Origin of the sequence: Delftia deserti, assembly GCF_042653485.1 — a bacterium.
Taxonomy (GTDB): domain Bacteria; phylum Pseudomonadota; class Gammaproteobacteria; order Burkholderiales; family Burkholderiaceae_C; genus Comamonas; species Comamonas acidovorans.
This window is the reverse complement of the sequence record NZ_JBHSIH010000001.1, coordinates 4,725,996-4,749,363: the sequence shown is the minus strand read 5'-3', so window position 1 is coordinate 4,749,363 and position 23,368 is coordinate 4,725,996. Positions and strand designations below refer to the sequence as shown.

At 67.0% G+C, this 23,368-nt stretch carries 22 protein-coding genes and 1 pseudogene; 8 read left to right on the top strand and 15 right to left on the bottom strand.

Translation table 11 applies throughout. The features are described 5' to 3' along the window. Window positions 1-25: 25 nt before the first annotated feature. Window positions 26-430, top strand: a complete 405-nt coding sequence (locus tag ACFPFG_RS22660) for a hypothetical protein (RefSeq protein WP_380108339.1) — start codon at window positions 26-28, stop codon at window positions 428-430. Window positions 431-487: 57 nt separating this feature from the next. Here the strand turns inward: ACFPFG_RS22660 and ACFPFG_RS22655 are convergent, their stop codons facing one another. Continuing rightward, window positions 488-841 (bottom strand): hypothetical protein, encoded by a 354-nt coding sequence (locus tag ACFPFG_RS22655; RefSeq protein ID WP_380108337.1) that lies wholly within the window; start codon window positions 839-841, stop codon window positions 488-490. A gap of 421 nt (window positions 842-1,262) precedes the next feature. Here ACFPFG_RS22655 and ACFPFG_RS22650 point away from each other — a divergent pair, with 421 nt between their 5' ends. Then, the gene (locus ACFPFG_RS22650; protein WP_380108335.1) at window positions 1,263-3,503 is read left to right on the top strand and encodes a TonB-dependent receptor; all 2,241 of its coding nucleotides are present in this window, start codon (window positions 1,263-1,265) and stop codon (window positions 3,501-3,503) included. A 177-nt stretch (window positions 3,504-3,680) separates the two neighbouring features. Here the strand turns inward: ACFPFG_RS22650 and ACFPFG_RS22645 are convergent, their stop codons facing one another. The 3 genes from ACFPFG_RS22645 to ACFPFG_RS22635 form a co-directional block, all read right to left on the bottom strand. Continuing rightward, window positions 3,681-4,193 carry an MgtC/SapB family protein gene (locus tag ACFPFG_RS22645; RefSeq protein WP_012207634.1) on the bottom strand — a complete coding sequence of 171 codons (513 nt, stop codon included), beginning with the start codon at window positions 4,191-4,193 and terminating at the stop codon, window positions 3,681-3,683. Between the two features lie 115 nt (window positions 4,194-4,308). Further along, window positions 4,309-5,730 carry a chloride channel protein gene (locus ACFPFG_RS22640; RefSeq protein WP_380108333.1) on the bottom strand — a complete coding sequence of 474 codons (1,422 nt, stop codon included), beginning with the start codon at window positions 5,728-5,730 and terminating at the stop codon, window positions 4,309-4,311. Window positions 5,731-5,887: 157 nt separating this feature from the next. Continuing rightward, the gene (locus ACFPFG_RS22635; RefSeq protein WP_013800520.1) at window positions 5,888-6,781 is read right to left on the bottom strand and encodes a LysR family transcriptional regulator; all 894 of its coding nucleotides are present in this window, start codon (window positions 6,779-6,781) and stop codon (window positions 5,888-5,890) included. Between the two features lie 141 nt (window positions 6,782-6,922). Here ACFPFG_RS22635 and ACFPFG_RS22630 point away from each other — a divergent pair, with 141 nt between their 5' ends. Continuing rightward, the gene (locus tag ACFPFG_RS22630; RefSeq protein WP_380108330.1) at window positions 6,923-7,972 is read left to right on the top strand and encodes an NAD(P)-dependent alcohol dehydrogenase; all 1,050 of its coding nucleotides are present in this window, start codon (window positions 6,923-6,925) and stop codon (window positions 7,970-7,972) included. Window positions 7,973-8,010: 38 nt separating this feature from the next. On the opposite strand, the gene ACFPFG_RS22625 is transcribed toward ACFPFG_RS22630, so the two are convergent. The 3 genes and pseudogenes from ACFPFG_RS22625 to ACFPFG_RS22615 form a co-directional block, all read right to left on the bottom strand. Then, window positions 8,011-8,436, bottom strand: a complete 426-nt coding sequence (locus ACFPFG_RS22625; RefSeq protein WP_183021078.1) for a type II toxin-antitoxin system VapC family toxin — start codon at window positions 8,434-8,436, stop codon at window positions 8,011-8,013. Then, window positions 8,433-8,690, bottom strand: coding sequence for a FitA-like ribbon-helix-helix domain-containing protein (locus tag ACFPFG_RS22620; protein WP_183021079.1), 258 nt, complete (start codon window positions 8,688-8,690; stop codon window positions 8,433-8,435). Before ACFPFG_RS22620 ends, ACFPFG_RS22625 begins: the two co-directional genes overlap by 4 nt. Window positions 8,691-8,793: 103 nt before the next feature. Next, window positions 8,794-9,043: pseudogene (locus ACFPFG_RS22615) on the bottom strand (precorrin-6A synthase (deacetylating)); the annotation flags it as partial. A gap of 138 nt (window positions 9,044-9,181) precedes the next feature. Here ACFPFG_RS22615 and ACFPFG_RS22610 point away from each other — a divergent pair. From ACFPFG_RS22610 to ACFPFG_RS22595, 4 genes are read left to right on the top strand one after another with little or no spacing between them, the layout of a single operon-like run. Beyond that, complete coding sequence (locus tag ACFPFG_RS22610; protein WP_380108328.1) at window positions 9,182-12,829, top strand: ATP-binding protein; 3,648 nt, start codon at window positions 9,182-9,184, stop codon at window positions 12,827-12,829. Continuing rightward, the gene (locus tag ACFPFG_RS22605) at window positions 12,826-13,533 is read left to right on the top strand and encodes a condensin complex protein MksE (protein ID WP_183021081.1); all 708 of its coding nucleotides are present in this window, start codon (window positions 12,826-12,828) and stop codon (window positions 13,531-13,533) included. The genes ACFPFG_RS22610 and ACFPFG_RS22605 overlap by 4 nt, the downstream gene beginning before the upstream one ends. Beyond that, on the top strand, window positions 13,530-14,762 hold the full coding sequence (locus ACFPFG_RS22600; RefSeq protein WP_183021082.1) for a hypothetical protein: 1,233 nt from the start codon (window positions 13,530-13,532) through the stop codon (window positions 14,760-14,762). Before ACFPFG_RS22605 ends, ACFPFG_RS22600 begins: the two co-directional genes overlap by 4 nt. After that, window positions 14,759-15,589 carry a DUF7281 domain-containing protein gene (locus tag ACFPFG_RS22595; protein WP_183021083.1) on the top strand — a complete coding sequence of 277 codons (831 nt, stop codon included), beginning with the start codon at window positions 14,759-14,761 and terminating at the stop codon, window positions 15,587-15,589. Before ACFPFG_RS22600 ends, ACFPFG_RS22595 begins: the two co-directional genes overlap by 4 nt. 24 nt (window positions 15,590-15,613) lie before the next feature. On the opposite strand, the gene cobF is transcribed toward ACFPFG_RS22595, so the two are convergent. From cobF to cbiE, 4 genes are read right to left on the bottom strand one after another with little or no spacing between them, the layout of a single operon-like run. Beyond that, on the bottom strand, window positions 15,614-16,423 hold the full coding sequence (cobF, locus tag ACFPFG_RS22590; protein ID WP_380108325.1) for a precorrin-6A synthase (deacetylating): 810 nt from the start codon (window positions 16,421-16,423) through the stop codon (window positions 15,614-15,616). After that, a complete protein-coding gene (gene cobM, locus ACFPFG_RS22585) occupies window positions 16,420-17,286 on the bottom strand; it encodes a precorrin-4 C(11)-methyltransferase (RefSeq protein ID WP_380108323.1) in 867 nt (288 codons plus the stop codon). Before cobM ends, cobF begins: the two co-directional genes overlap by 4 nt. Next, window positions 17,283-17,780, bottom strand: coding sequence for a cobalamin biosynthesis protein (locus tag ACFPFG_RS22580; protein WP_180318712.1), 498 nt, complete (start codon window positions 17,778-17,780; stop codon window positions 17,283-17,285). The genes cobM and ACFPFG_RS22580 overlap by 4 nt, the downstream gene beginning before the upstream one ends. Beyond that, on the bottom strand, window positions 17,777-18,979 hold the full coding sequence (gene cbiE / locus ACFPFG_RS22575; protein ID WP_380108320.1) for a precorrin-6y C5,15-methyltransferase (decarboxylating) subunit CbiE: 1,203 nt from the start codon (window positions 18,977-18,979) through the stop codon (window positions 17,777-17,779). The genes ACFPFG_RS22580 and cbiE overlap by 4 nt, the downstream gene beginning before the upstream one ends. On the opposite strand from cbiE, the gene ACFPFG_RS22570 reads away from it, so the two are divergent. Continuing rightward, entirely contained in the window at window positions 18,978-19,763 is a 786-nt protein-coding gene (locus ACFPFG_RS22570; protein ID WP_380108318.1) for a cobalt-precorrin-6A reductase, read from the top strand. The two genes, cbiE and ACFPFG_RS22570, sit on opposite strands and share 2 nt — an antisense overlap. Here the strand turns inward: ACFPFG_RS22570 and cobJ are convergent. Genes cobJ through ACFPFG_RS22550 form a run of 4 tightly spaced genes read right to left on the bottom strand, consistent with a single transcriptional unit; the run spans window position 19,706 to window position 23,175 of the window. Then, complete coding sequence (cobJ, locus tag ACFPFG_RS22565; RefSeq protein WP_380108316.1) at window positions 19,706-20,530, bottom strand: precorrin-3B C(17)-methyltransferase; 825 nt, start codon at window positions 20,528-20,530, stop codon at window positions 19,706-19,708. The genes ACFPFG_RS22570 and cobJ overlap by 58 nt on opposite strands. Beyond that, on the bottom strand, window positions 20,524-21,294 hold the full coding sequence (gene cobI / locus ACFPFG_RS22560) for a precorrin-2 C(20)-methyltransferase (RefSeq protein WP_183021089.1): 771 nt from the start codon (window positions 21,292-21,294) through the stop codon (window positions 20,524-20,526). The genes cobJ and cobI overlap by 7 nt, the downstream gene beginning before the upstream one ends. After that, complete coding sequence (locus tag ACFPFG_RS22555) at window positions 21,284-21,913, bottom strand: precorrin-8X methylmutase (RefSeq protein WP_034397236.1); 630 nt, start codon at window positions 21,911-21,913, stop codon at window positions 21,284-21,286. Before ACFPFG_RS22555 ends, cobI begins: the two co-directional genes overlap by 11 nt. Further along, window positions 21,913-23,175 carry a precorrin-3B synthase gene (locus tag ACFPFG_RS22550; RefSeq protein ID WP_380108314.1) on the bottom strand — a complete coding sequence of 421 codons (1,263 nt, stop codon included), beginning with the start codon at window positions 23,173-23,175 and terminating at the stop codon, window positions 21,913-21,915. Before ACFPFG_RS22550 ends, ACFPFG_RS22555 begins: the two co-directional genes overlap by 1 nt. Window positions 23,176-23,368 lie beyond the last annotated feature (193 nt).

Sequence of the window (23,368 nt, the reverse complement as noted above, 5' to 3'; positions counted from 1 at the left end):
CCTGCTTTTTCCCAGGAACCATGACATGCTGATCGATACCTCCCGCTTTCCCCTGGTCTACCTGCGCGAACCCGAAGCGCAGGCACCTGCAGACGCAGGCAACGGCAATGACGCATCGGCCGAGGCCCAGATCGAATCCCTGCTCGACCTGGGCCGGCACTTCGTGCTGCTCACCGACCACCTGCCCGGCGACCACCCCGAGGAAAGCCACGAAGAACGCAAGCAGCGCGCCCTGTTCTTCAAGCGCAACCGCGAACGCATGCGCCAGCTGTGCCGGGGCATGGTCGTCATCACGGGCGACCGCGCCGTGCCCACCGCCCTGCGCCTGGCCGTGCAAGGCATGGGCAAGGCGCTGGGCATGCGGGTTGCGTTCGTGCAGGGGGAGGATGAGGCGCAGGTCTGCTCGTGGGAGCTGCTGGCCAGCGCCTGAGCAGGCGCCGGTCCCCTCGGCGCGCACCTGGCCCGGTGCACGCTGCACGCTGCGGCGCTAAGCCGCCGAATTCCGCAAGGCCTGCGCCACGCGCGCCTCATCGGCTGCCTTCGCGGCCTCGCGCAGCCGCCGTTGGGCCAGATTGCGGTATGTGCTGCCTGCCGAGATCGCCTTGCTTCTGGAGCAGTCGCCCGTGAACAGGGCGCTATGGCGAATCATCTTCAAGGCCTCGGCCACCACGTCCAGCCGCTGGCAGCCCTCCGGCGTCTCCAGCCACTTCAAGGCCATCTGCGCCGTGGCCGTGATCTCGGCGCAGCCCTCATCCACCAGCTTGTGGATCTCGGAGATATCGCGCGTCAGCCGCTCAATCCTGGCGGCCGAGGTCTTGGCCTGTTCCTTGGTCTGCTTCATGGCTGCGCCCTCCGTGCGAAGTGGCGCAAAGAGTGCTCCAGTTGAAGGGGTGACAAGGTATGGAAAAGACCGGCCGAAGTGACTGCGGTCATGAAAAAGCCTGCGATACCAGTGAACTGGGCGCAGACCAAGGGGTGAGAAACGGTGATCATCGTTCCGTGCTCCGGTAAGGGACAGAACTCGCTTTCGGGGAGGCTCAACCGCTGTGTATTGGTGTTCTTACGCACCAGCCCCGGAACAGGGGGCCGACCGGATGATAGGCAAGTTTCCACAGCCGGCACAAGCGCAGCTTCGGCAGCGATGCGCTGGCAGGGATGTGGGCACAAACAGACACATCTCCCTACAAGCTCCATACGGGGGAGTCGCATCGATAAAATTATTGGGAATCATTCTCATCCCGCATTCTCATCCCGTTTTCTCCATGCACTCCCCCCTCCACACGCTGACCCCGATCGCCGGGGCCCTGGCCCTTCTTTTGTCTGCTGGCGCCGCATGGGCCCAACCTGCCCCTTCCACGGCAACGGCCGCGCCCGAGCTGGGCACCGTCACCGTGGAGGCCAGCGCCGATGCGTCGGCTGAAGGCCTGTCCAGGCCCTACGCGGGCGGCCAGGTGGCGCGCGGCGGGCGGGCCGGGATTCTGGGCACGCGCGACAACATGGAGACGCCGTTCTCCATCACCAGCTACACCAACGAGCTGATCCAGGACCGCCAGGCCAAGAGCGTGGGCGATGTGCTGCAGAACGATCCTTCCGTGCGCGTGGCGCGCGGCTTCGGCAATTTCCAGGAGTCCTACTTCGTGCGCGGCTTCGTGCTGGGCTCGGACGACGTGGCCTACAACGGCCTGTATGCCCTGCTGCCGCGCCAGTACATCGCCACCGAGCTGTTCGAGCGCGTGGAGCTGCTGCGCGGCGCATCGGCCTTTCTGATGGGCGCCAGCCCCAATGGTGGCGGGCTGGGCGGCAACATCAACCTGCTGCCCAAGCGCGCGGGCACTGATCCGCTGTCGCGCGTGACGGCGGGCATTGCCAGCGGCGGCCAGGCCTTCGTGGCGGCCGACGTGAGCCGGCGCTTCGGCCCCGACCAGGCCACGGGCATCCGCCTCAATGCCGCGCACCGGGGCGGCGATACGGCCATCGACCAGGAAAGCTCCAAGCTCGATCTGTTGTCCGTGGGCATGGACTGGCGCAGCCGCAATGTGCGCCTGTCGGGCGACATCGGCTGGCAGGACAACCGCCTCAAGCGCACGCGCACCAACGTCACGCCGGGCGCAGGGCTGGCGGCCATTCCTTCGGCGCCCGATGCTTCCTCCAACTGGGCCCAGCCCTGGACCTATTCCGACGAGCGCGACCTGTTCGGCACGCTGCGCGGCGAATGGGACATCAACAGCAACGTGACGGCCTGGGCCGCCTACGGCCTGCGCCGCAGCTCCGAGAACAACTCGCTGGCCAACATCACGCTGGCGGCGGCCGGCAATGGCGCAGCCACCACCAGCCGCTTCGACAACGCCCGCAAGGACCGCGTGAGCACGGGCGAGCTGGGCGTGCGCGCACGCCTGAACACGGGCAGCGTGGGCCATGAGATCGTGGCCAGCTATTCGGCCTTCGACCTCAAGGTCTACAACGCCTATGGCATGAGCACCGGCGGGGGCAGCAACACGCTGGCCACCAATCTCTACGACCCGCGCTACTACGCGATCACGCCGCTCAACTACCTGGGCAACGACCTGTCCAACCCCGCCTACAACCGGGGCACGCGCCTGAACAGCTTTGCGCTGGGCGACACGCTGTCGCTGATGGACGGCCGCATGCTGGTGACGGCCGGCGTGCGCCGCCAGACGATAGAGACCGACTCGGTGAGCTACCGCCTCGTCAGCAACGGCGCGGTCACCAGCCAGGGCGGCGTGCGCACGGCCTACGACCAGAGCCGCACCAGCCCGGTGCTGGGCGCGGTGTTCAAGCTCACGCCCCAGGTATCGCTGTACGGCAACTACATCGAGGGACTGGCCCAGGGCGACACGGCGCCGGCCAAGTCGGGCGACACCATCATCGCCAACGCGGGCCAGCAGATGTCGCCCTACGTGACCAAGCAAAAGGAAGTGGGCGTCAAGTACGACGGCGGCAAGCTGGGCGGCGGCCTGGCCTTCTTCTCCACCGACAAGCCGCGCTCGCTGATCGACGGCAACCTGTTCACCTCGGCCGGCAAGGACCGCCACCAGGGCGTGGAATTCAACGTCTTCGGCGAACCCATGCGCGGCCTGCGCCTGCTGGGCGGCGCCACCTGGCTGGACGCCAGGCAGCAAAGCACGGGCCGCGCCACCACCGACGGCAAGCGCGTCATCGGCGTGCCGCGCTTCCAGGCCACGGCGGGCGTGGAGTGGGATGTGCCGGGCATCAACGGCCTGGCGCTGGACGGCCGCCTGGTGCACACCGGCGCCAGCTACGCCAACGACGTCAACACCCTGCGCGTGGCCGGATGGAACCGCCTGGACCTGGGCGTGCGCTACATGACCGAAGTGCAGGGCAAGCTGCTCACGCTGCGCCTGCGCGTGGACAACGCGACGGACCGCAACTACTGGGCCTCCGTGGGCGGCTACCCGGGTTCGGGCTACCTGACGGTGGGCGGTCCGCGCACGTTCTCGCTGAGTGCGAGTGTGGATTTCTAATGGCATGCGTGCATGGCCAGACGAGGCCATGCACGCACGTGACTGCCTATCGGGAGTTGGCGAGTGCCTCGCAAGCCTCACTGGCTGCGTTCGTGATGTTTGCCATGTTCACGTAGCACGGACATCAGGAAAAAGCGAACAAAGCCGGAATGCCAGGCTTAAGGCCGCCGCCCACCCTCAAGTCTCGCGCGGCTTGGTATCCGGCTCCGCGTCAGCCTGCGGGGGCGGCGCACTGACCACGTGCGGCAGCATCACGAGGATGACGATGGCCAGCAGCGTGGCCAGCAGCGCGATGGCCTCGCGCCCCAGGCCGCAGGCCACGCCGATGGCGGCCGTCATCCAGATGCCGGCGGCCGTGGTCAGGCCCTGCACCTGTTCCTCGGAGTGGCGCTTGATGATGGCGCCCGCGCCCAGGAAGCCCACGCCGGCCACCACGCCCTGGATCACGCGGCTCATGTCGGCAATGCCCATGCCGCCGCGCTCGGGCACCAGCACGAACAGCGCCGCGCCCATGGCCACCAGCATGTGGGTGCGCAGGCCGGCGGCCTTGCCCTTGTGTTCTCGCTCGTAGCCGACGATGCCGCCCAGCAGGGCCGCCAGCAGCAGGCGCACCATGACGCGCGTGACCTCGGCCGCATCGGGCAGGCTGGAGAATTCCTCGGCCAGGGTGCTGGTCACTTCCTCCCACATGGCGCGTTCCTTTCCTCGGGTTGTGCGTCAGGACTCAGGAAGCGAGCATGGCGTGGCGTGCAGCGCGCCCAGGCCATCGCCCTTCGCCATTGCCTGTCAGCCAAGCGCGCCTGGCTCAGGCGCCTGCGGGCTTGTCCTGGTCCCTGGGCGGTGCAGCCGGCTGCGCCGTGCTGGCGGGCTCGGGCTCCGGCGTTGGCGCTGGAGCCGGTGCAGGTACTGGCCCAGAAGCAGGCACCAGACTCAGCATGTGCTGGGCCAGCGTCTCGTACAGCGGCCGGGCCAGCATGCGCGAGACCAGGCTGGCCAGCATGGCCGCCGCCATCAGGCTGAGCACCATGGAGTGGCCGTCCACCATCTCCATCACGATGATGAAGGCCGTCAGCGGCGCCTGCGTCACGGCGGCCAGGAAGGCGGCCATGCCCATGGCGATGAGTGCGGGCGCGATGTCTGCGCCCATGAGGCTGGCCACGTTGTGGCCCACGCCCGCGCCGATGGACAGCGAGGGCGCGAAGATGCCGCCCGGCACGCCCACCCAGGCCGACAGCCAGGTGGCGATGAACTTGAGCGTGACGTAGAACGAGGGCACGTCGGCCTGGCCCGCCAGCATGTGCTTGACGGCCTCCGAGCCCGCGCCGAAGGTGGCGCCGCCCGTGACCATGCCGATGACGGCAATCACCAGCGCGATCGCCGCCGCGAAGCGGATGGGAAAGCGCGCACGCAGCTGGTTGAGCCGCTCGGGCGTGCGGGTCAGCGAAGCGGCCAGCAGCTTGGCGAAGAGGCCGCCCAGCACGCCGCAGGCCAGGGTCACGCACAGGCCGGGCAGCAGCGCGTCCCAGGTCAGGTGGGGCACCTGGATGCGCCCGAAATAGCTGAGGTTGCCGAAGGCCGACACGCCCATCAGGCCGGCCAGCACGATGGCCGCGATGATCAGGCCGCTGGAGCGCGACTCCAGCTTGCGCGACAGCTCCTCGATGGCGAAGACCACGCCCGCCAGCGGCGCGTTGAAGGCCGCCGCAATGCCGGCCGCGCCGCCGGCCACCAGCAGCGCATGGTGGCTGATGCCCGAATGCGGCCCGAACCAGCGCCGCGCATGGTGCATGACACCGGCGGCCACCTGCACCGAAGGCCCCTCGCGCCCGATCGACAGCCCCGCCGCAAAGCCCGCGCTGGCCAGCGCCATCTTGGCGAAGGACAACCACAGCGACACGAAGCGCCCGCGCTGCGCGGGGTCCAGCGCCGGGTCCAGCGTGGCGATCACCTGCGGAATGCCCGACCCCGCCGCGCCCGGCGCCCAGCGCCGCGTGAGCCACACGGCGCCCGCCGTGACGGCAGGCATCCACAGCAGCACGGCCCAGCCGCCCTGCCAGTGGTAGATGCTCTCGAAGAGTTCAAAGCCCGCATCGGCCATCAGCGTGAAGGCCACCACGCACAGCCCGGCGGCGGCCGCATAGGCCAGCACGATGGTGCGGTCCAGCCAGCGCCTGCCGTCCCGGAATTCCTGGTTCAGGTTGTGGAGGAAGTCGGGTTCTTGCTGCATCGCGTGAAGAGATCGCGTAAGGAAATCGCGTGAAGGAGTCGCGTCCAAGGACCGCGAAAGAGGCTGGGCGAAAGCCGTTCATTGTGCCCAAGCTGACCTGCCGCGTATGTCGCCGGCGGCAATGCCTACTTCGCCGCTGCGTTGATGGCCAGGCGCCTCAGCCGCGCCAGCGCAGCGCATCGACCACCAGCGAGAACGCGGGCGAGGGCTGCCTGCGGCTGGGGTAGTACAGGTGGTGGCCGTCGAATCTTGGGCACCAGTCCTCCAACACGCGCTGCAGCTGGCCGCTCTGGATCCAGGGCATGACCTCGTCCTCGGGCAGCAGCGTGATGCCCAGCCCGGCCAGGGACGCATCGATCTGGGGCTGGGTGGTGTTGAAGATCAGCGGCCCGTCCACGCGCACATTCATCTTGCGGCCCCGGCGCTCGAACTCCCACACATACAGGCCGCCCGAGGTCACCATGCGCTGGTTGATGCAGCGGTGCGCCATCAGGTCCTGCGGATTCTTCGGAATGCCGTGCTCCGCGAAATACCCGGGCGAGGACACCACGGCCATGCGCAGCGGCGGGCCGATGGGCACGGCGATCATGTCCTTGTCGATGGTGCTGCCCAGGCGCACGCCGGCGTCGAAGCGCTCGGCCACGATGTCGCGGAATCCGTAGTACACGTCGAATTCCATGCAGATGTCCGGATAGGCGAGCAGCAGCGGCGCCAGCCGGGGCAGCAGGGTGCTTTGCAGCATGTAGTCGCCGCAGGTGATGCGCACCGTGCCGCCGGGCTTGTCGCGCAGCGCGGTCAGAGCGTCGAGTTCGGCCTCAATCTCGTCGAAGCGGTGGCCTATGGCCTGCATCAGCCGCTCGCCCGCCGCCGTGGGCGAGACGCTGCGCGTGGTGCGCGTGAGCAGGCGGATCTGCAGCCGCTCCTCCAGCGCGCGCACGGTCTGGCTCAGCGCCGACTGGGTGACGCCCAGCGCAGCCGCCGCGCGCGTGAAGCTGCCCTCGCGCGCCACGGTGACGAAGGCCAGCAGGTCATTGAGGTTGCGTCTTGCCATGCCCGCAAGCCTAGCGCCATCCATTGATTAGCTGTGCTGATAAGCCCATTAAGCATTGATTAGCTAGTCAGCAGGGCAGGCGGCGGCAAGAATGCCCGCATCCCTTTCCACACCCACCAGGCCTCCCACGAGGAACATCCCATGACCGTCAAAGCCTATGGAGCCCATGCGGGCGACCTGCCCCTGCAATCCCTGGACATCACGCGCCGCGCACCGGGCGCCCACGATGTGCAGATCGAGATCGCCTTCTGCGGCGTCTGCCACTCCGACATCCACCAGGTACGCTCGGAATGGGCAGGCACGCTCTACCCCTGCGTGCCGGGCCACGAGATCGTGGGCCGCGTCTCGGCCGTGGGCGCCCATGTGTCGGGCGTGAAGGCCGGCGATCTGGTCGGCGTGGGCTGCATCGTGGACAGCTGCCGCCATTGCGCGGACTGCGACGAGGGCCTGGAGAACTATTGCGACCACATGGTCGGCACCTACAACGGCCCCACGCCCGATGCGCCCGGCCACACGCTGGGCGGCTACGCGCAGAGCATCGTCGTGCATGAGCGCTATGTGCTGCACATCCGCCACCCCGAGGAACAGCTGGCCGCCGCGGCGCCGCTGCTGTGCGCGGGCATCACCACCTGGTCGCCGCTGCGCCACTGGGGCGTGGGGCCGGGCCACAAGGTGGGCGTGGTGGGCATTGGCGGCCTGGGCCACATGGGCATCAAGCTGGCCCACGCCATGGGCGCGCATGTGGTGGCCTTCACCACCTCCGAGTCCAAGCGTGAGGCGGCGCGCACCCTGGGTGCCGACGAAGTGGTGGTCTCGCGCAACGCGGCCGAGATGGCGGCGCACGCCAAGAGCCTGGACTTCATCCTCAACACCGTGGCCGCGCCGCATGACCTGGATGCCTTCTTCACCCTGCTCAAGCGCGACGGCACCATGGCCCTGGTGGGCGCGCCGGCCACGCCCCATCCCTCGCCCCAGGTATTCAACCTGATCATGAAGCGCCGCAGCCTGGCCGGCTCCATGATCGGCGGCATTCCCGAAACGCAGGAGATGCTGGATTTCTGCGCCCAGCACGGCATCGTGGCCGATATCGAGATGATCCGCGCCGACGAGATCAACGCCGCCTACGAACGCATGCTGCGGGGCGATGTGAAGTACCGCTTCGTGATCGACAACGCCACGCTGGCGGCCTGAGGCTGCAGCCCGGAAGGCAGGCCGGCGCCCCGGTCTGTCTAGGGCGCCGCCGTCCAGGGATTGATGGTCTGCAGCCCACCGGCCTCGAACGGACTGGTGTCGCGCGTTGCCACCATCAGCCCATGCGCCATGGCGGTGGCCGCGATATAGCCATCGGCCTTGGCGATGGCCTTGCCCTGCGTCTTCGCGCTCGCCATCAGGTCGGCATAGGCCTTTGCCGCGCCCAGGTCAAAGGCCAGGACACGGCCGGCGAAGGCCGGCAAAACCTCATGCTCCAGTCGCTCCTGGTAGATCGTGCGACGCCTTCCCTCAGGCATCGCTGCAATGCCGTAGCGCAGTTCTGCCACGGTGACGGCAGACAGATGAAGCGTTTCAATGGCCTGGGCGTCCATCCAGGCAAGCACTCTGGCGTCGGGCGCAAGCCTCCAGAGTTCCGAGATCACATTGGTATCGATGACGATCATTCGAATTGCATGGGCTCGGCCGGCGTCCTGTCGCGAAGGCGGTTGAATTCCTCGGCTTCGGAGTCGGTCAGTCCTCCTGCCTCGCGGGCAATGGCCGCCAGCATGGAGCCGAGCCTGACACGCTCTGCCGGCCGGACGGCGGCTTCCAGAATGTCGCGGATTTCCGCCTCCGTGCTGCGGCCATGGTGGGCAGCACGTACCCGCAAGGCCCGGTGCACGGCATCGGGCAGGTTTCTCACAGTCACATTGGCCATTGCGCAGCCTTTCGCAGAGTTCGCTAGCAATGATATCAATTCGATGACTTAGATATCAAACCCACCATTCGCATGACCATGCCTGCGTTGTGCCGCTCTGCAGTCAACTGCCGCGCCGCAGCAGGTAGATGTCCATGATCCACCCATGCCGCTGGCGCGCTGCGGCGCGGGCCTGCACGATGCGCGGGGCGGCCTCGGCCAGCGGGCCGCTGTCCAGCATCTGGCGGTCCATGCCCAGGTAGGCGCCCCACCAGATGTGCAGGCCGTGGGAGGGCAGCTCGATGAAGCTGCACTGGCCCGTCCAGCATGACCACGAAGGGTTGCCCGATGTGGTTGAGCTCAATCGCATGGGCCAAGCCAATCTCTCACCTATGTGCAGGGGCTTGAAAGTCCTAAATAAGCGCATGCGCGGTTAATCTCGGCTTTCAACAACCGCTGAGAAAAAGAAGGAGGGAGTGGCTATGCCTTATCGGCTTCGGCGTGTCATCGCCGTGAATATCGTCGCAGCCAAGACAGGACAGCCATCCAGTCTGATTGCCGAACTTGATGTGCTAGGCAAAACGATGGCCGTTGGCATCAATGGTGTGGGAAAGACTACTTTTCTTCGCACCATTCCCCTGTTCTATGGTGCACTGCCCAAGGAGATCCTCAAAGGCACCCACCGGGGATCGATGATCGCGTATACGCTGCCGACATCTTCCAGTGCCATCGTCTATGAGTATGAACGCACCAGCGAGGAGGATCTACGCTGCGCGGTGATGTACCGCCGCCCCAATGAAGACGAGGCCGTGTTCTATATCATGCGCAGCGGCTACGAGGAGCGATTCTTCGTTGATGAAAACGAGGAGTTCATGGATGCACCCAGCTTCAAAGCGCGCGCAGAAGCAGCAGGCATATGGGTGAGTCAGGCGCTGCGCCTGAACCAGTACCGCAGCATCATCTTGCGAGAAAAGCCGATGACCAAGAATGGAGCCAAATTGCGCGAGATGGCTCTGGAACATTCGTTGGGCCCACGCACTCTGTACAACCTCGGACCCATAGCCGCAGCCATCAGCACTGAAAAAATCAATTTCGACGACCTCAAACGCATCGTGGTTGATCGGGTTTCGGAGGATTCGGGCCAAGCGGGAGGCAGCGGCATACTGGCCCAAAAGCCGATACGCGAAGAAGTCAAACGCTGGCTGGAGACGCGCGAGCACATGGCCGCCATCCTTGCGCGCAAGATGGAGGCAGAGAAGCTCATGCAGAGAGTCACAAGCCTGCGCAGCCGTCACATGGAACTGTGCAGCCTTCATGTGGCAGTCAAGGCGACCATAGAACGTTGCCAACGGCACCAGCAGGAATTGACCCAGGTGCTGCAGTCGCTGCAGGAGTCCGCGCGGGCCAGTGAACAGGAGTGGAACGCTCAGTTGGCCCGAACGCAGGAAGAACTAGCCAAGTTGCGATCCACGCAAACCGATCTCGATGACGAAATTGATCGGATCGAAAAACAAAAAGCCCATTTCAACCGGATCGGCATCGAAGCACTACAGGAGCTGGCCTTGCGCAAGCCCGTGCTGCTCAAGCAACTGGACATTGTCAATCGGCAATTGGACGATATGGGAGATACCGCCAGGAATGCCCAGGAACGTGCCGAGCACCAGATCCGAACTGTAGAAAAGGCGGGCAACCAAGCACTGATGGAGCTTGTTCAAAGCCAGGCCGAGGCCCGCGAGACTAACAAGGATGCGCTGGAACGACTACGTCTTGAGGAGACCAACGCGCGATCACAGCTTCAGGCTCCTATCGAGCTCCAGGAACTGAATCTTTCTCTCCAGGAGCTTCTGCGTACCAAAGGAGGGTTGGAAAACCAGTTGAAGTCCCCCCAGGCAAAACAGGAGACGCTGGAGGCTTCTGAACAAGCTGAAGACGAGCTGGACCGCAGCGACAAGAATGTGCGCGACAAGGAAGCCTCGGCCAGATCAGCTCAAAAGGCACAGGCCGACGCCCAGCACACCGCTCAGCAAACCAGTCAGGCTCTGGAGCAGTTGAAGGCGACCATTGACCGCGCACATGACAGGCTGCAAGAGCTGCAGGCACAACTGACTCCCGAAGAAGGCTCTTTGCTGGCCTTTCTGCGCAAACACGATGAAGCCGGGTGGGCGGATGCTGCTCGCGTGCTGGCGCCTGAATTGACCCGCCGAACCGATCTTGCGCCTGACATACTGGACGATGCCAGTGCTACGGGTGGACGGGTCACCATAGGTCCGCTTTCGCTGGACATCCACGCCCTGCCGGTGCCAGGCTGGGTCCACGAGCCTGAAATCCAGCAGGAGATAGCCACCCAGCAGGCATCGCTTCAGGAGATGCGCAACAAACTCACCGACGTGCAGGACGCAGCCAACAAGAAGGCCAAGGCGCTCAAGGATGCAGACGGCGAACTATCGGCCACACTGGCACAGTTGGAGCTGGCGCGCAAGACCCGTGAGAAGGCAGGAGCGCGTCGCGAAACGCTGCGCAACCAGATTAAGAAGGAACGCCAGGCCAGCACGCAGACAACGCGTGAGGCACTGCACGAGCAGCAGGCCAAGATCGAGGCGACCGAAGAACGCATCTCCGAACTGACGCAAGCCATGGCAATGCGCAAGAATGAGCTGCAGAAAGAATTCGACGACCGGCGCACGGCCATAGAAGACACATTGCGGCATGTCCTGGACATGGCACGCCAGACCGAAAATGAGCTGCGACAGCAAATGTCCAATGAGAAAGCAAGCATTCAGAACGCGCTGGACCGTGAGCTGCAAGGTCAGGGCATAGATGCCAGCCGTATGCAGCAATTAAAGGAACAATGCCATCAGTTGGAGGACAAGCTCAGGCGCATCAGTGCAGCGCAAGGCGATCTGCATGCGTGGGCCGAGTTCAGCAGCCAACGCCTTCCGACTCTGCCAAGCAAGATACGAGAGCGGGATGCGAAATGCGGGCAGATTCAGGAGCTTGGCATACACCGATCCCAGCTGGAAAATCAGTTACACGCACAACACGAAGAAATCCGAAGACGGTCCGACGCATTGATCCATCAGCGCCAGGATGCTGAGAGCGGCGCGCGGCTTTTGTCCGAGCTGCGGGAAGGCAGCCTTGCAAACTTCATGGACTATGTTGCCGCGCCTCAGGAGGAGTTCCAGCCCGAGGATTTGCGAAGACAGGTCAACGAAACGCTTTCGCGGCTGAGCACTGAAAGCACCGAAATGCAGACACAGTGCCGCAGCCTGCGCAACGAATTACTGCGTTACGACAACCAGGTGGCCGACTGGCTGCGCCTGAAGGAAAAGGACTTGCCGGACCCTCAGATCGTTCTTTCGCACCAGTATGAATGGAACAAGGCGGAAATCGTCTGCCAATGGTTTGAGCCTGCCGAACATGGCCAATTGCTGGCCCAGCTCAACAAGGAGAAGATTTCCATCTTCATGGCGGCTGGCGGCTTCGTCGATGCCTTGAAGGCCTTTGACCGTAACGTAGGCGCTTTCAACCGCAACCTCAAGAAGGCGTTGACCCAGATTCCGACGTTCCACAGCATCGGCGAACTGGATGTCAACATTAGTTCCGGTGTCGGCAAGCTGGCCTATCTGCGGATACTGGAGTCCATACGCGACCGCCACCGCGCTCTGTCCGGCACCGTGGTCAGTCTGATTGCAGACGACCGAGAGTTGCCGAGCGAGGATGACACACGGTTGATGCGCGACTACCGGGGCATTCTCCAGGCAGATGGCGGCTATTCGATCAATTTGCGTGAGCAGGTGGAACTCGAATGCTCGCTTCGCGAGAACAGTAAACGCCACGTGGTACGCAACTCCAGCGAATTCGCTGCAATTTCATCCACAGGCCTGACTGCGCTGATCACCTCCCTTTTTCTCATGGGCTTCGTGCAGATGATCCGAGACGGCGAGGCGGTGCCGGCCATCACATGGCCCAGCGACGAGATTGCGCGCCTGGATGCCCAGAACGTTGCGAGCTTCCTCAAGACACTGGACGAGTGTGGCATCCACGTCGTATGCGCAGCACCCAACGCGGACCCAACGCTGGCTCGCCACTTTGACCGCATCTCAAGCTTTGAGGCCGACGGCTCAGTCGCCACAGCCCAATTGCCAGGGGCGACGACATGAGCACACGGTATCTGAGTTCTGCACTCAAAGCACTGGCTGCGGGTGAATTCATCTGCAGCCTGCGCTACCCGGAAGAATTCGAGGCCCTGGAAGACCCGGCAGGCCGCTTGGGGGCCGAGCAATGGCTGCAGGGCATAGGCTATAGGCTGGCCCAGCTCGGTGAGGATGGTGCCTACTTTATGGCCCATGCCATCCTCACGGCAGAGCTGCGTGCCCAACTGCGCGAAGAGATGCGCGCCGTGCGCAGCCGGTTGCAGCCCGTGGTGAGCATCATGGAAGCCATACGCAAGACGCAAGGCCGTGCTCCACGTGTGCATGCTGGCGATATGCTTTATGTGACAGAGATCGCGGAGGCAGCGCGTGCATCGTCCATGCTGGAAACGCAGATCATGGAGATGCGAGAGGTCAGCGGACTGAAAGCCACAGACAAACTAGTCACGCGCATACAGCGCATGCTCGAGGAGTTGGAGCGCGAAGGCTATGTGCACGAGACCAATCCCACGGCTGGCGGCTATCGCATCACGGGAAGAATCGATTACCTCTACCAACTCATCGACTACATCTCCATCCATGCACCGCAACTGGCCGAAGACGGCCTCAAGGATCAGATAGAACAACCAGATGCCCAGACGGCCTTGGGCTTGGCGAGTCCGTCCGATCGACCATTTGGCTCCGTGCTGAATCCCAGTGGAGACACACCGTGACCGCGCCCGTCAAAGATGCCCTGTCCACGCTCAACCGCCATGCAGGACTGGTGGCCGACGCACTGAAGGCACCGCTGGACGTGCGCGACGGTGTCCCGCTGCGATCGATCATGGACCTGCGACATGCCAGCGCCGTCCGGCCCACGGCCGAGGAAGGCTATCGCTTGCACCCACGGCTCCGCGAGTACCTCTTCGACCATCTGCAGCACTACCCTGCCTATCAGAGTCTCTCGGAGATCGGCTCCCACATCACGACGATGAACGCTCTGTGGCGCCAGGTCGAGGAAATGCGAGGCCTGGGCGACCTCGACAGCACCACGGAACTGCAGGATCGACTGCAGGACACGATCTATGACATCGTGGACAACATGCGGCGCAACCTACAGCAACTGCAAACACTGCTGTCCACTCGCTATGGCAACGTGCGCTCGCTAGAAGCCAAAAAAAGCCAAAACCGCTGGTACCAGCAACAAAGCACACAACTCATACACCATCTGGGCCTGCTGGCACACTCCGCTGCCCGCGTGGAGCAGGCGGCCACTGCCTTTGGCATGTACGAGTTCGCCCAATTCCTCCGCCGCAATCTGCTCGCTCTGGTCCTGGACTGGCAGCAATCGATGACGGAGATGCAGAACCTTCTGACGCGGGAGATCTTCCAGACCCACCGCATCGAAAAGCATCATCGCCAACTCGCCCGCATGGACATGCTGCTGCGTCAGCAACCGGGCTGGACGGGCGTGGATATCGATCTGGATGGAGCATTGCCGGACTTCCTTCTAGCCACCCGGCTGCCTGCCATCCGACCCCACATCGAGCCAGAAGATGCGGATGCGGAGATCCATGCACTAATCGTGGACACTGCCTCGGCCCTCCCCCCTCTGCAAACCTCTCAAGCGCCACAGGAGGAACGCAGATACAAGCGCCGGAAAATCGATTCCTCACCGCCTGCGCTGACTCCAGCCATCCTGGCGTCAGAACGCTTGCGGCTGCACGTATTGGCCTGCACCGAGGGCGTCAGCCTTGTGGACTGGCGTTGCAGCGATGCCGATGCGATGAGCATGCAATCCTGCGTCTGGCTCTGCTTCGCCATGCAGTACCTGCGTATGCAGGGCATCAGAGTGACCGTGGTGCGCAATCCTCCACGCCCAGGGGAGCGCTGGAGCCACACCTTTGGCGACGCCATTGCAAGCGGACCTGCAAGAATCTGGGCAAAGGCCACGCTCCCATGAACCAGCGCGACATCGAATTTCTGCGCCGTCTCATCCACGACCGTGCTCTGACACGCTCGCGCGGAGTGTCATCCGAAGCAATGGCCACAGAACACCATGTGGGCATGCTGAAGGGACGGCTTGTCGTCTATGCCGAGTCCGACTTCGCGCGGGCGGTCAATCTGCTGAAATCCCGGGGGATCGCACTGGAGGTGCCAGCCAGCTACAGCCGCGGCGAAGCGCCCACTGGCCAATCCGAAAAGCACAGAGCCAAAGCGGTCACAGAGCGCTATGTTGCGGTACGCACCCTGCACATGGAGCAGAGCATCCTGCCCAGCAGCGGGTTCCTCGCCACGGACTGGCAGGAAGTCTGCGACTGGGACTTCGATGTCTTGCTGGTTATCGAGAACCTGGAAACGCTCATCAGGCTGCAGGAATACCTTTGGCTGAACCAGTATGTGAAAGGCCGGCGCGCATTGGCTTTGTTCCGTGGAACGGTGGGGATGTTCAGTACAGCCGCTGCGGCCGATCTCATCCACACCGACGCACGACCCACGCTGGCCTTCTACGACTTTGATCCCAAAGGCCTTGCCATGGCGGCGTCACTTCCACGCCGCGAAGCAATGTGCCTTCCCACTCTTGCCTTGCTGGAGCAGTACACGAAGGCCCAATCCCGCCGAAACCTCTTCAGCCAATCCGCACAGAGCGTGCAGGCACAACTGGACGCAGAGTCCGATCCGCAAATCCAGGCAGCTTGGCGTCTGCTGCAGCGACTCAACATGGGACTGGATCAGGAGCACTTCCCATCCACATTGCAACAGCCGTCGAGCGCCGTCAGGCAAGCCTGAATACCCAGGCAGTACCACGGCGCCTCAGCCGCCGCGCCGCAGCAGGTAGATGTCCATGATCCACCCATGCCGCTCGCGCGCTGCGGCGCGGGCCTGCACGATGCGCGGGGCGGCCTCGGCCAGCGGGCCGCTGTCCAGCATCTGGCGGTCCATGCCCAGGTAGGCGCCCCACCAGATGGACAGATCCGCAGACTCGGGGCCGGCCAGCAGCTCGGTGAAGCTGCACTGGCCGTCCAGCATCACCACGGCCGTGTCCACGCCCGGTGGCCAGCCCTGCTCGCGCAGCTGGCGGCCCGTGGTCACCACGAAGGGCTGGCCTATGCCGTTGAGCGCAATCGCATGCGCGGCGCACAGCACCTGCATGGAGCTGATGCCCGCCACCACGCGCACGCTGTGCGGCGCCGGCTGCATGCGCGCCGCGATGCGCAGCGTGCTGTCGTACAGCGCCGGGTCGCCCCAGACCAGCAGGGCCACGCGCAGGGGCTGGCCCGCCGTGCGCAGCGGCAGCCCGCCCTCCATGGCGCGGGCGATGGCCGCCTGCCAGCAGCGCGTGATGGCCGCATGCCATTCATCGACCTGGGCCAGGTAGTCATCGCCCGTGGACCGGCGCACGGGCATGTCGAAGCCTTCGATGCGCGTGCCGGAGGAGGCGAGCACGGCATCGCACAGGTCGCGGCGCAGGGCGGCGAGTTCGGCCTTGTCCTCGCCCTTGTGCGGCAGCAGGATCAGGTCGGCGGCCTGCATGGCGGCCTGGGCTTCGCGCGTGAGGTGGTCGGGGTTGCCCGTGCCTATGCCGATCAGGCTCAGCGCCACGGGCGGCAGGGCCGCGCTCATGGGGCGGGGTTCCCGAGGGGCACGTCGATCACGGTGTCCCTCAAGGTATCCCTCGCGGTATCCAGCGCGGCATTCGCATGCACATCGGTGGCGGGAAAGCGCGGCTCGGTGCCCAGCGGTCGGTAGCGGCGGTCGTAGTCGGCCGCGTAGAGGCGGCTTTCGCCGAAGTCCTCGGCCTGCAGGCTGCGCCCCACCAGGATCAGGGCCGTGCGCTCCATGTGGGTGGCCACGGCCTCGGTCAGGCTGCCGACCGTGGTGCGCACCACGGTTTCATCGGGCCAGCTGGCGCGCCAGACGATGGCCACGGGGCAGTCGGCGCCGTAGTGCGGCAGCAGCTCGGACTGCACCTTGGCGGCCACATGGATGGACAGATGGATGGCCAGCACGGCGCCCGTGGCCGCGAAGGCGGCCAGGTTTTCGCCCTCGGGCATGGCCGTGGCGCGGCCCGAAGTGCGCGTCAGCACCACGGACTGGCACAGGCCGGGCAGGGTCAGCTCCGCGCCCAGCGTGGCGGCGGCGGCCGCGAACGAGGGCACGCCGGGCGTGACGGTGCAGGCAATGCCGGCCTCGCGCAGGCGGCGCAGTTGCTCGCCCATGGCCGACCAGACGGACAGGTCGCCCGAGTGCAGGCGCGCCACGTCTTCGCCACGCGCCTCGGCGGCCTGGATCTCGGCCACGATGTCGTCCAGGCTCATGGATGCGGTGTTGACGATGCGCGCGCCCGGCGGGCAGTGCGCCAGCAGCTCGCGCGGTATCAGCGAGCCTGCGTACAGGCAGACCGGGCAGGCCGCCATGAGGTCGCGCCCGCGCACGGTGATCAGGTCGGCGGCGCCGGGGCCGGCGCCGATGAAATGCACGGTCATGCCGTTGCTCCTTGGTTCTTGGCCTGGCTGGCGTGGGCCAGGCAACAGTTCAGAGGTCCGCCCTGGCCCACGGCCAGGGCCAGGGTGGCGCTGCCATCGTCCGCCACCAGGCGGGTCACGCTCAGGGCGGAGTGCGGGCCTGCGGCGGCCAGCGCCGCCGCCTCGGCCACGCTGCCCGTGCCATAGCGCGCCAGCATGCGCGGCGACTGCGTGACCACGGGCTGCCCAGGCAGTTGCCCTGGCGGCACGCGCACCAGAACGGCCGTGGGCACGACAGCCGCCATCCAGGCGGCCAGCGCCGGGTGGCCGGCCTTGGTGTCCAGCACGGCCACGGCGCAGATGGGCTGGGGCGCGCAGGCGCTTGCGTCTGCGCTTTCCGGCAGCTGCGCCTGAGCCCGCTGCCACAGCGCCTGCAGCGCATGGGGCAGTGCGTCCGTGTGCAGGCCCAGGCCCAGCACGCCGCAGCGGTGGGGGATGGCTTGGTCCGGATTCACCGCTGCCAGCTCCATTGCACCAGCGGCCGCGCAGCCTTCCAGCTGCGCATGCGGCCCAGCGGCTCGGCGCTGGAAATCTCCAGCCGCAGCAGCTGGCCGCCGTGCTCGGCCTGCAGTTGCACCAGCAGGGCCTCGGTCTCCAGCGTCACGGCGTTGACGACCAGGCGGCAGCCCGCGGGCATGAGGCCCTGCAGGCATTCGAACAGGACTGCGTCAAAGCCCCCGCCCACGAACACGGCCTGGGGCCGGGCCAGCGCCTGCAGCCCGGCCAGCGCCTCGGGCGCCACGCCCTGCACCACGCGCAGGCGCGCCTGCAGTCCGAAGCGCCGGGCGTTGAGGCGGATGTTGTCCGCGCGTGCCGCATGCTGCTCCAGACTGATGGCCGAACCACCGGCCAGGCACCACTCCACGGCCACCGAGCCCGAGCCGCCGCCCACATCCCACAGGCATTCGCCGTGGCGCGGCGCCAGGGCCGCCAGGGTCAGCGCGCGGGCCGGGGCCTTGGTGATCTGGCCGTCATTGGCATACCAGTGGTTGGGGCGGCCCGGCACCAGCGGCAAGGCCGCGCCGCCCTGGGCAAGCACGGCCACGGCCACGGGCGCGCGGGCAGGGTCGGCGGCCAGGGCAGGGGCGGCCTCGGCGGCGCGCCATGCGCGGCGGCGCTCGCGCGGGCCACCCACGGATTCCATGGCCTCCAGGCGGCTGTCGCCCCAGCCTTCCTGCACCAGCCAGTCCGCCAATGCGGCCACGGCGGCGCCATCGCGCAGCAGCAGCAGCGACTGGCGGCCTGGCGACAGGTGCGGCAGCAGCTGCTCCACGTGGCCGGCGTGCAGGCCCAGGCAGACCGTGTCTTCCAGCTTCCAGCCCAGGCGGGACGCCAGCAGCGAAAATGTCGAGGGTTGGGCGTGGCAGCGCCACTCCTGCGGCGCCAGATGCGCCGCCAGGCTGCCGCCCGCCCCGAACCAGAACGGATCGCCCGACGCCAGCACCACCGTGGGCCGGCCACGGCAGGCCAGCACGGGCGCCACGTCAAAGGGCAGGGGCCAGGGCCGTCCACGCTCGCCGGCACCGGCCAGCGCCAGGTGGCGCGGCCCGCCAAAAACGGCCTCGGCCGCGTCCAGCGCGCGCAGCGCGGCGGGCGCGAGGCCGTCCAGGCCGTCTTCGTTCAGGCCCACCAATGTCAACCAGGGATCAGTCATGCCCCATGTTCTCCTGCTCGGCGGCACCAGCGGCGCCAGCCAGCTGGCCCAGGCCCTGCATCGCGCCGGCATCGCCGCCGTGTTCTCGTATGCGGGCGTCACGCAGTCGCCCTTGGCCCAGCCCCTGCCCACGCGCGTGGGCGGGTTTGGCGGTGCCCAGGGCCTGGCGCAGTTCCTGCGCGGGCAGGCCATCAGCCATGTAGTCGATGCCACCCACCCGTTCGCCGCGCAGATGAGCCGCAATGCCTGCGAGGCCTGCACCGCCACCGGCACGCCGCTGCTGGCGCTGGAGCGCGAGCCCTGGCAGGCCAGTGCCGGCGACGCCTGGATCGACGTGCCCGACATGCAAGCCGCCGCTGCCGCCCTGCCCCAGGCAGCCGCCCGGGTGTTTCTGGCCGTGGGCCGCAAGCAGCTTGCGGCCTTCGCGGGCCGGCCGCAGCACCACTACCTGCTGCGCCTGGTCGATGCGCCCGAGCCGGGCAGCCTGCCCCTGCCCCACACCACGGTGGTGCTGGGGCGCGGGCCTTTCAGCGCGGCCGATGACGAGGCCCTGCTGCGCACGCATGGCATGCAATGGCTGGTGGCCAAGAACGCAGGCGGCGAGGCCACGCGCGGCAAGCTCGATGCCGCACGCGCCCTGGGCCTGCCCGTGGTGATGGTGCAGCGCCCGGCGCTGCCGCAGCGCCAGCGCACCGGGTCGGTGGCTGCGGTGCTGCACTGGATTGCTCATGGCGTGCTGCCGACGGCGCCGACAGCACCACCAGCGCCGCCATCCATGCCGTAGTGGCGTGGCGTGTAGACCCAGCGGCCCACGCGGCGCGTGGCGCTGTTGCCTACCAGGACGACGGTGCGCATGTCGGCCATCTCGGGGGTGGCCTCGGCCAGCGTGCATACGCGCAATTGCTCCTCGGGCGTGGACACGGCCCGCGCAAACACAATTAGGCGCTGCGGCTCGCAGCGGGTGCGCAGCAGCTCCAGCAGGCGCACAAAGCCTTCGGGCCGGCTCTTGGAGCGCGGGTTGTAGAAGGCCATGGCGAAGTCGGCCTCGGCCGCCAGTTCCACGCGCCGCGCGATCACCGGCCAGGGCTTGAGGTTGTCCGAGAGATTGATGCAGCAAAAGTCATGGCCCAGCGGCGCACCGGCGCGCGCGGCGGCGGCCAGCATGGCGGTGATGCCGGGCAGCACCTGGATATCGAGCGCCTGCCAGGCGGCGGCCTGCACCGCATCGGCGGATTCCAGGGCCTCGAACACGGCCGACGCCATGGCGAACACGCCCGGGTCGCCCGAGGACACCACGACCACCTGCCGCCCCTGCGCGGCCAGCGCCAGCGCCTGGCGCGCGCGCTCCAGCTCCACGCGGTTGTCGGAGGCATGCCAGGCCACGGCCTGGCCTTGACCCGCCTGCGCCAGCAGGGCCTGCGCGCGGGACACATAGGGCAGGTAGCCGACCACATCGTCGGCCGCGTGCAAGGCGGCTGCGGCTTCGGGCGTGATCTGGTCCAGTGCGCCCGGGCCCAGCCCCACCACCGTCAGGCGGCCGGCGCTCACCATGCGGCCTCCGGCCGGCGGCCCTGGCCGTGCACGAGCACGATGGCGAAATAGGGGCAGGCGTCGTCGGACACATCGCCCAGGCGCGCGACCTGCTCGCTGTCCGTGGTGCCGTTCTGCACCAGCCAGGCGGCGTCAAGCCGGCCCGTGCGCTGCAGTGCGCGGCGGATGCGCGGCAGGTTGCGGCCGACCTTCATGACGACCAGGGCCTCGGCCGTCTGCATGCGGCGCACCAGCTCGTCTTCGGACAGGGTGCCGGTCATCACGCTGAGCACGTCGTCGCCCCAGGTGATGGGCTCGCCCGTGGCGTGCCAGCAGCCCACCATGCCGGGGATGCCGGGCACCACGTCCAGCGGCACCTGGCCACGTTCGCGCAGCCGGGTGTAGAGATGCATGAAGGAGCCGTAGAGGAAGGGGTCGCCCTCGCAGAGCACCACCACCTGCCCGGTCCGCGCCAGCGCTTCCAGGCGCAGGCACCAGTCGTCGTAGAAGCGCGCCAGCAGGTCCACATAGGCGGGGCTGTCCACGGGCAGCTCGGTGGTGACCGGGTACTCCATGGCGTGCTCGGCGGCGCCTTCGGCCAGCAGGCCGGCCACCAGCTGGCGCGCCTTGCCGGGCCGGCCCTTCTTGCGGAAGAACGCCACCTGGCGCGCGCCGCGCACCAGGCGGTCGGCCTTGACGCTCATGAGTTCGGGGTCGCCCGGGCCCAGGCCCACGCAGACAATGCCGGGCCCGCCCTGGCCGGGACGCGGCTGCCTACTCGACATGGCTGGCCAGTGCGTTGATGGCGGCCACGGTGATGGCCGAGCCGCCCAGGCGGCCGTGCACGGCCATGCAGGGCACGGGCAGGTCCTGCATCAGCGCCTGCTTGGATTCCATGGCGCCCACGAAGCCCACGGGGCAGCCGATGATGGCGGCCGGCCGGGGGCAGGCCGGGTCCTGCAGCATGTTGAGCAGGTGGAACAGGGCCGTGGGCGCATTGCCGATGGCCACCACGGCCCCGGCCAGGTGCGGGCGCCACAGCTCCAGCGCGGCGGCGCTGCGCGTGTTGCCCATGTCACGGGCCAGCGCGGGCACGCGCTCGTCCGGCAGCGTGCAGATGATGGGGTTGGCAGCGGGCAGGCGCGAGCGCGTGATGCCCTCGCTGACCATGCGCACGTCGCACAGCACGGGCGCGCCGTTTTGCAGGGCCTGCGCGGCAGCCTCGGCCATGCCGGGGGAGAAGGCCACATGCGGGGCCAGCTCCACCAGGCCGGCGGCGTGGATCATGCGCACCACCACCCGTTCCTCGACAGGCGTGAAGCGTTCCAGCGCCGCCTCGCGGCGGATGGTGGCAAAGGACTGCCGGTAGATCTCGGCGCCATCGGTTTCGTAGCGGTGCAGCATTATTCTTTTGAAAACAGCAATCCCGGATTGTCTCGCACCGAGGCCAGGGTCCGCTGCTCCTGCGCCCTATCCCCGGCACGGCCGTGGCGCACTACGGAATAGACAGGGCCTTCGCCCTCGTCTTCACCTTCGGCCCGCAGCACCACCGTGGCCGGCGCCTGCCGCGCGCAGCCCTTGGCGCATCCTGTCACATGCAGGTGCGCACCGTGCGGCACCTGCGGCGCCAGCTCCAGCGCCAGGGCCTGCGTGGGCCCCTGCGCCTGGCTGCAGCCCGGCGCCCCTGTGCAGGCGGATACGCGCAGGCGCCGGTCATGGGCGTGGGTGATCCAGTCAGTGGCGTTGTCCAGCCCTGCAGCCACCCACCAGCGGGGCAGGGCGGCGCCAGCTTCCGCGTCTTCGTCTTCGTCTTCGTCTTCCACCAGCAGCATGCGCCAGGGCGTCACACGCAAAAAGGCCTGCTCAGGCAAGGCGCGCACCAGCCGCGCCAGCGCCACGGCCGGCAAGCGGCCCAGCGGTGCGCCCAGCAGCCAGCCCACGCCGGGCATGGCACCGGGCGCCGGTCCTTCGCCGTGGACCGGGGTTTCTGTCTCCACCCAGTCCAGTCCGGGGGGCGGCTGCAGTTGCGCTGCCACGGCGGCCATGCGTCCGGGCCGCAAGCCCTGGGCGCGGCGAAGGGCGGCCTGACCGGCAAACCAGCGCGCCAGCGCCAGGCCTGCAGCCACGGCCTGGTCCGCGTCGGCCGCAGCCAGCGCGTGGTTGCGTCCGTCAGGCTGCACCAGCCAGCCGGTGGCTGTGCGCTGCAGGCGGATATCGGCGGACACGCCGGCCAGCCGGCCCGGCGCACCTTCCACCGACCAGCCGAACTTGGCGGGCAGGCCGGCCAGGTCCTCGGCCGCATCCAGCGCCTGCTGCAGGGCCTGGCCCAGCGCATGGACGGCTTCCTGCGGCCGGCACAGCGGGTCGACCACCAGGTTGCGGCGGCGCTCACGGCCCGCATCGGCATCGAGCAGGCCCACGGCCGCCAGGGCGCGCAGCACGGCGGCGTGCCGCCCGGGCGCAATGTCGCGCAACTGCACATTGGCGCGGCTGGACAGCTCCAGCACGCCGTTGCCATGCACCCGGGCCAGCCGCGCCAGCCGCCGCGCCTGGGCCACCGTCAGGCGTCCCAGCGGCGGACGCACGCGCAGCACCAGCCCATCGCCGGAGGCCATGGGCTGCCAGGCGCCGGGGCACCAGCCTTGGATGTGGGGAGAGGTATGCATGGGGTCGGGGCCCCGACTGTAGCGCCGGCGCACCCGGCATCCCAGGTGCAAGACCCGCATGCGTTCATGCAATGCGGGCTTTCTTGATCCAGCCCGCATGGGAAGCGGGCTGGTGACGCTTGGCCCTGCCTAGCCTAAATCTGTAGCTTCAAGTTGAAATTTAACAATTTATCCAAGGGATTTATCAAATTAA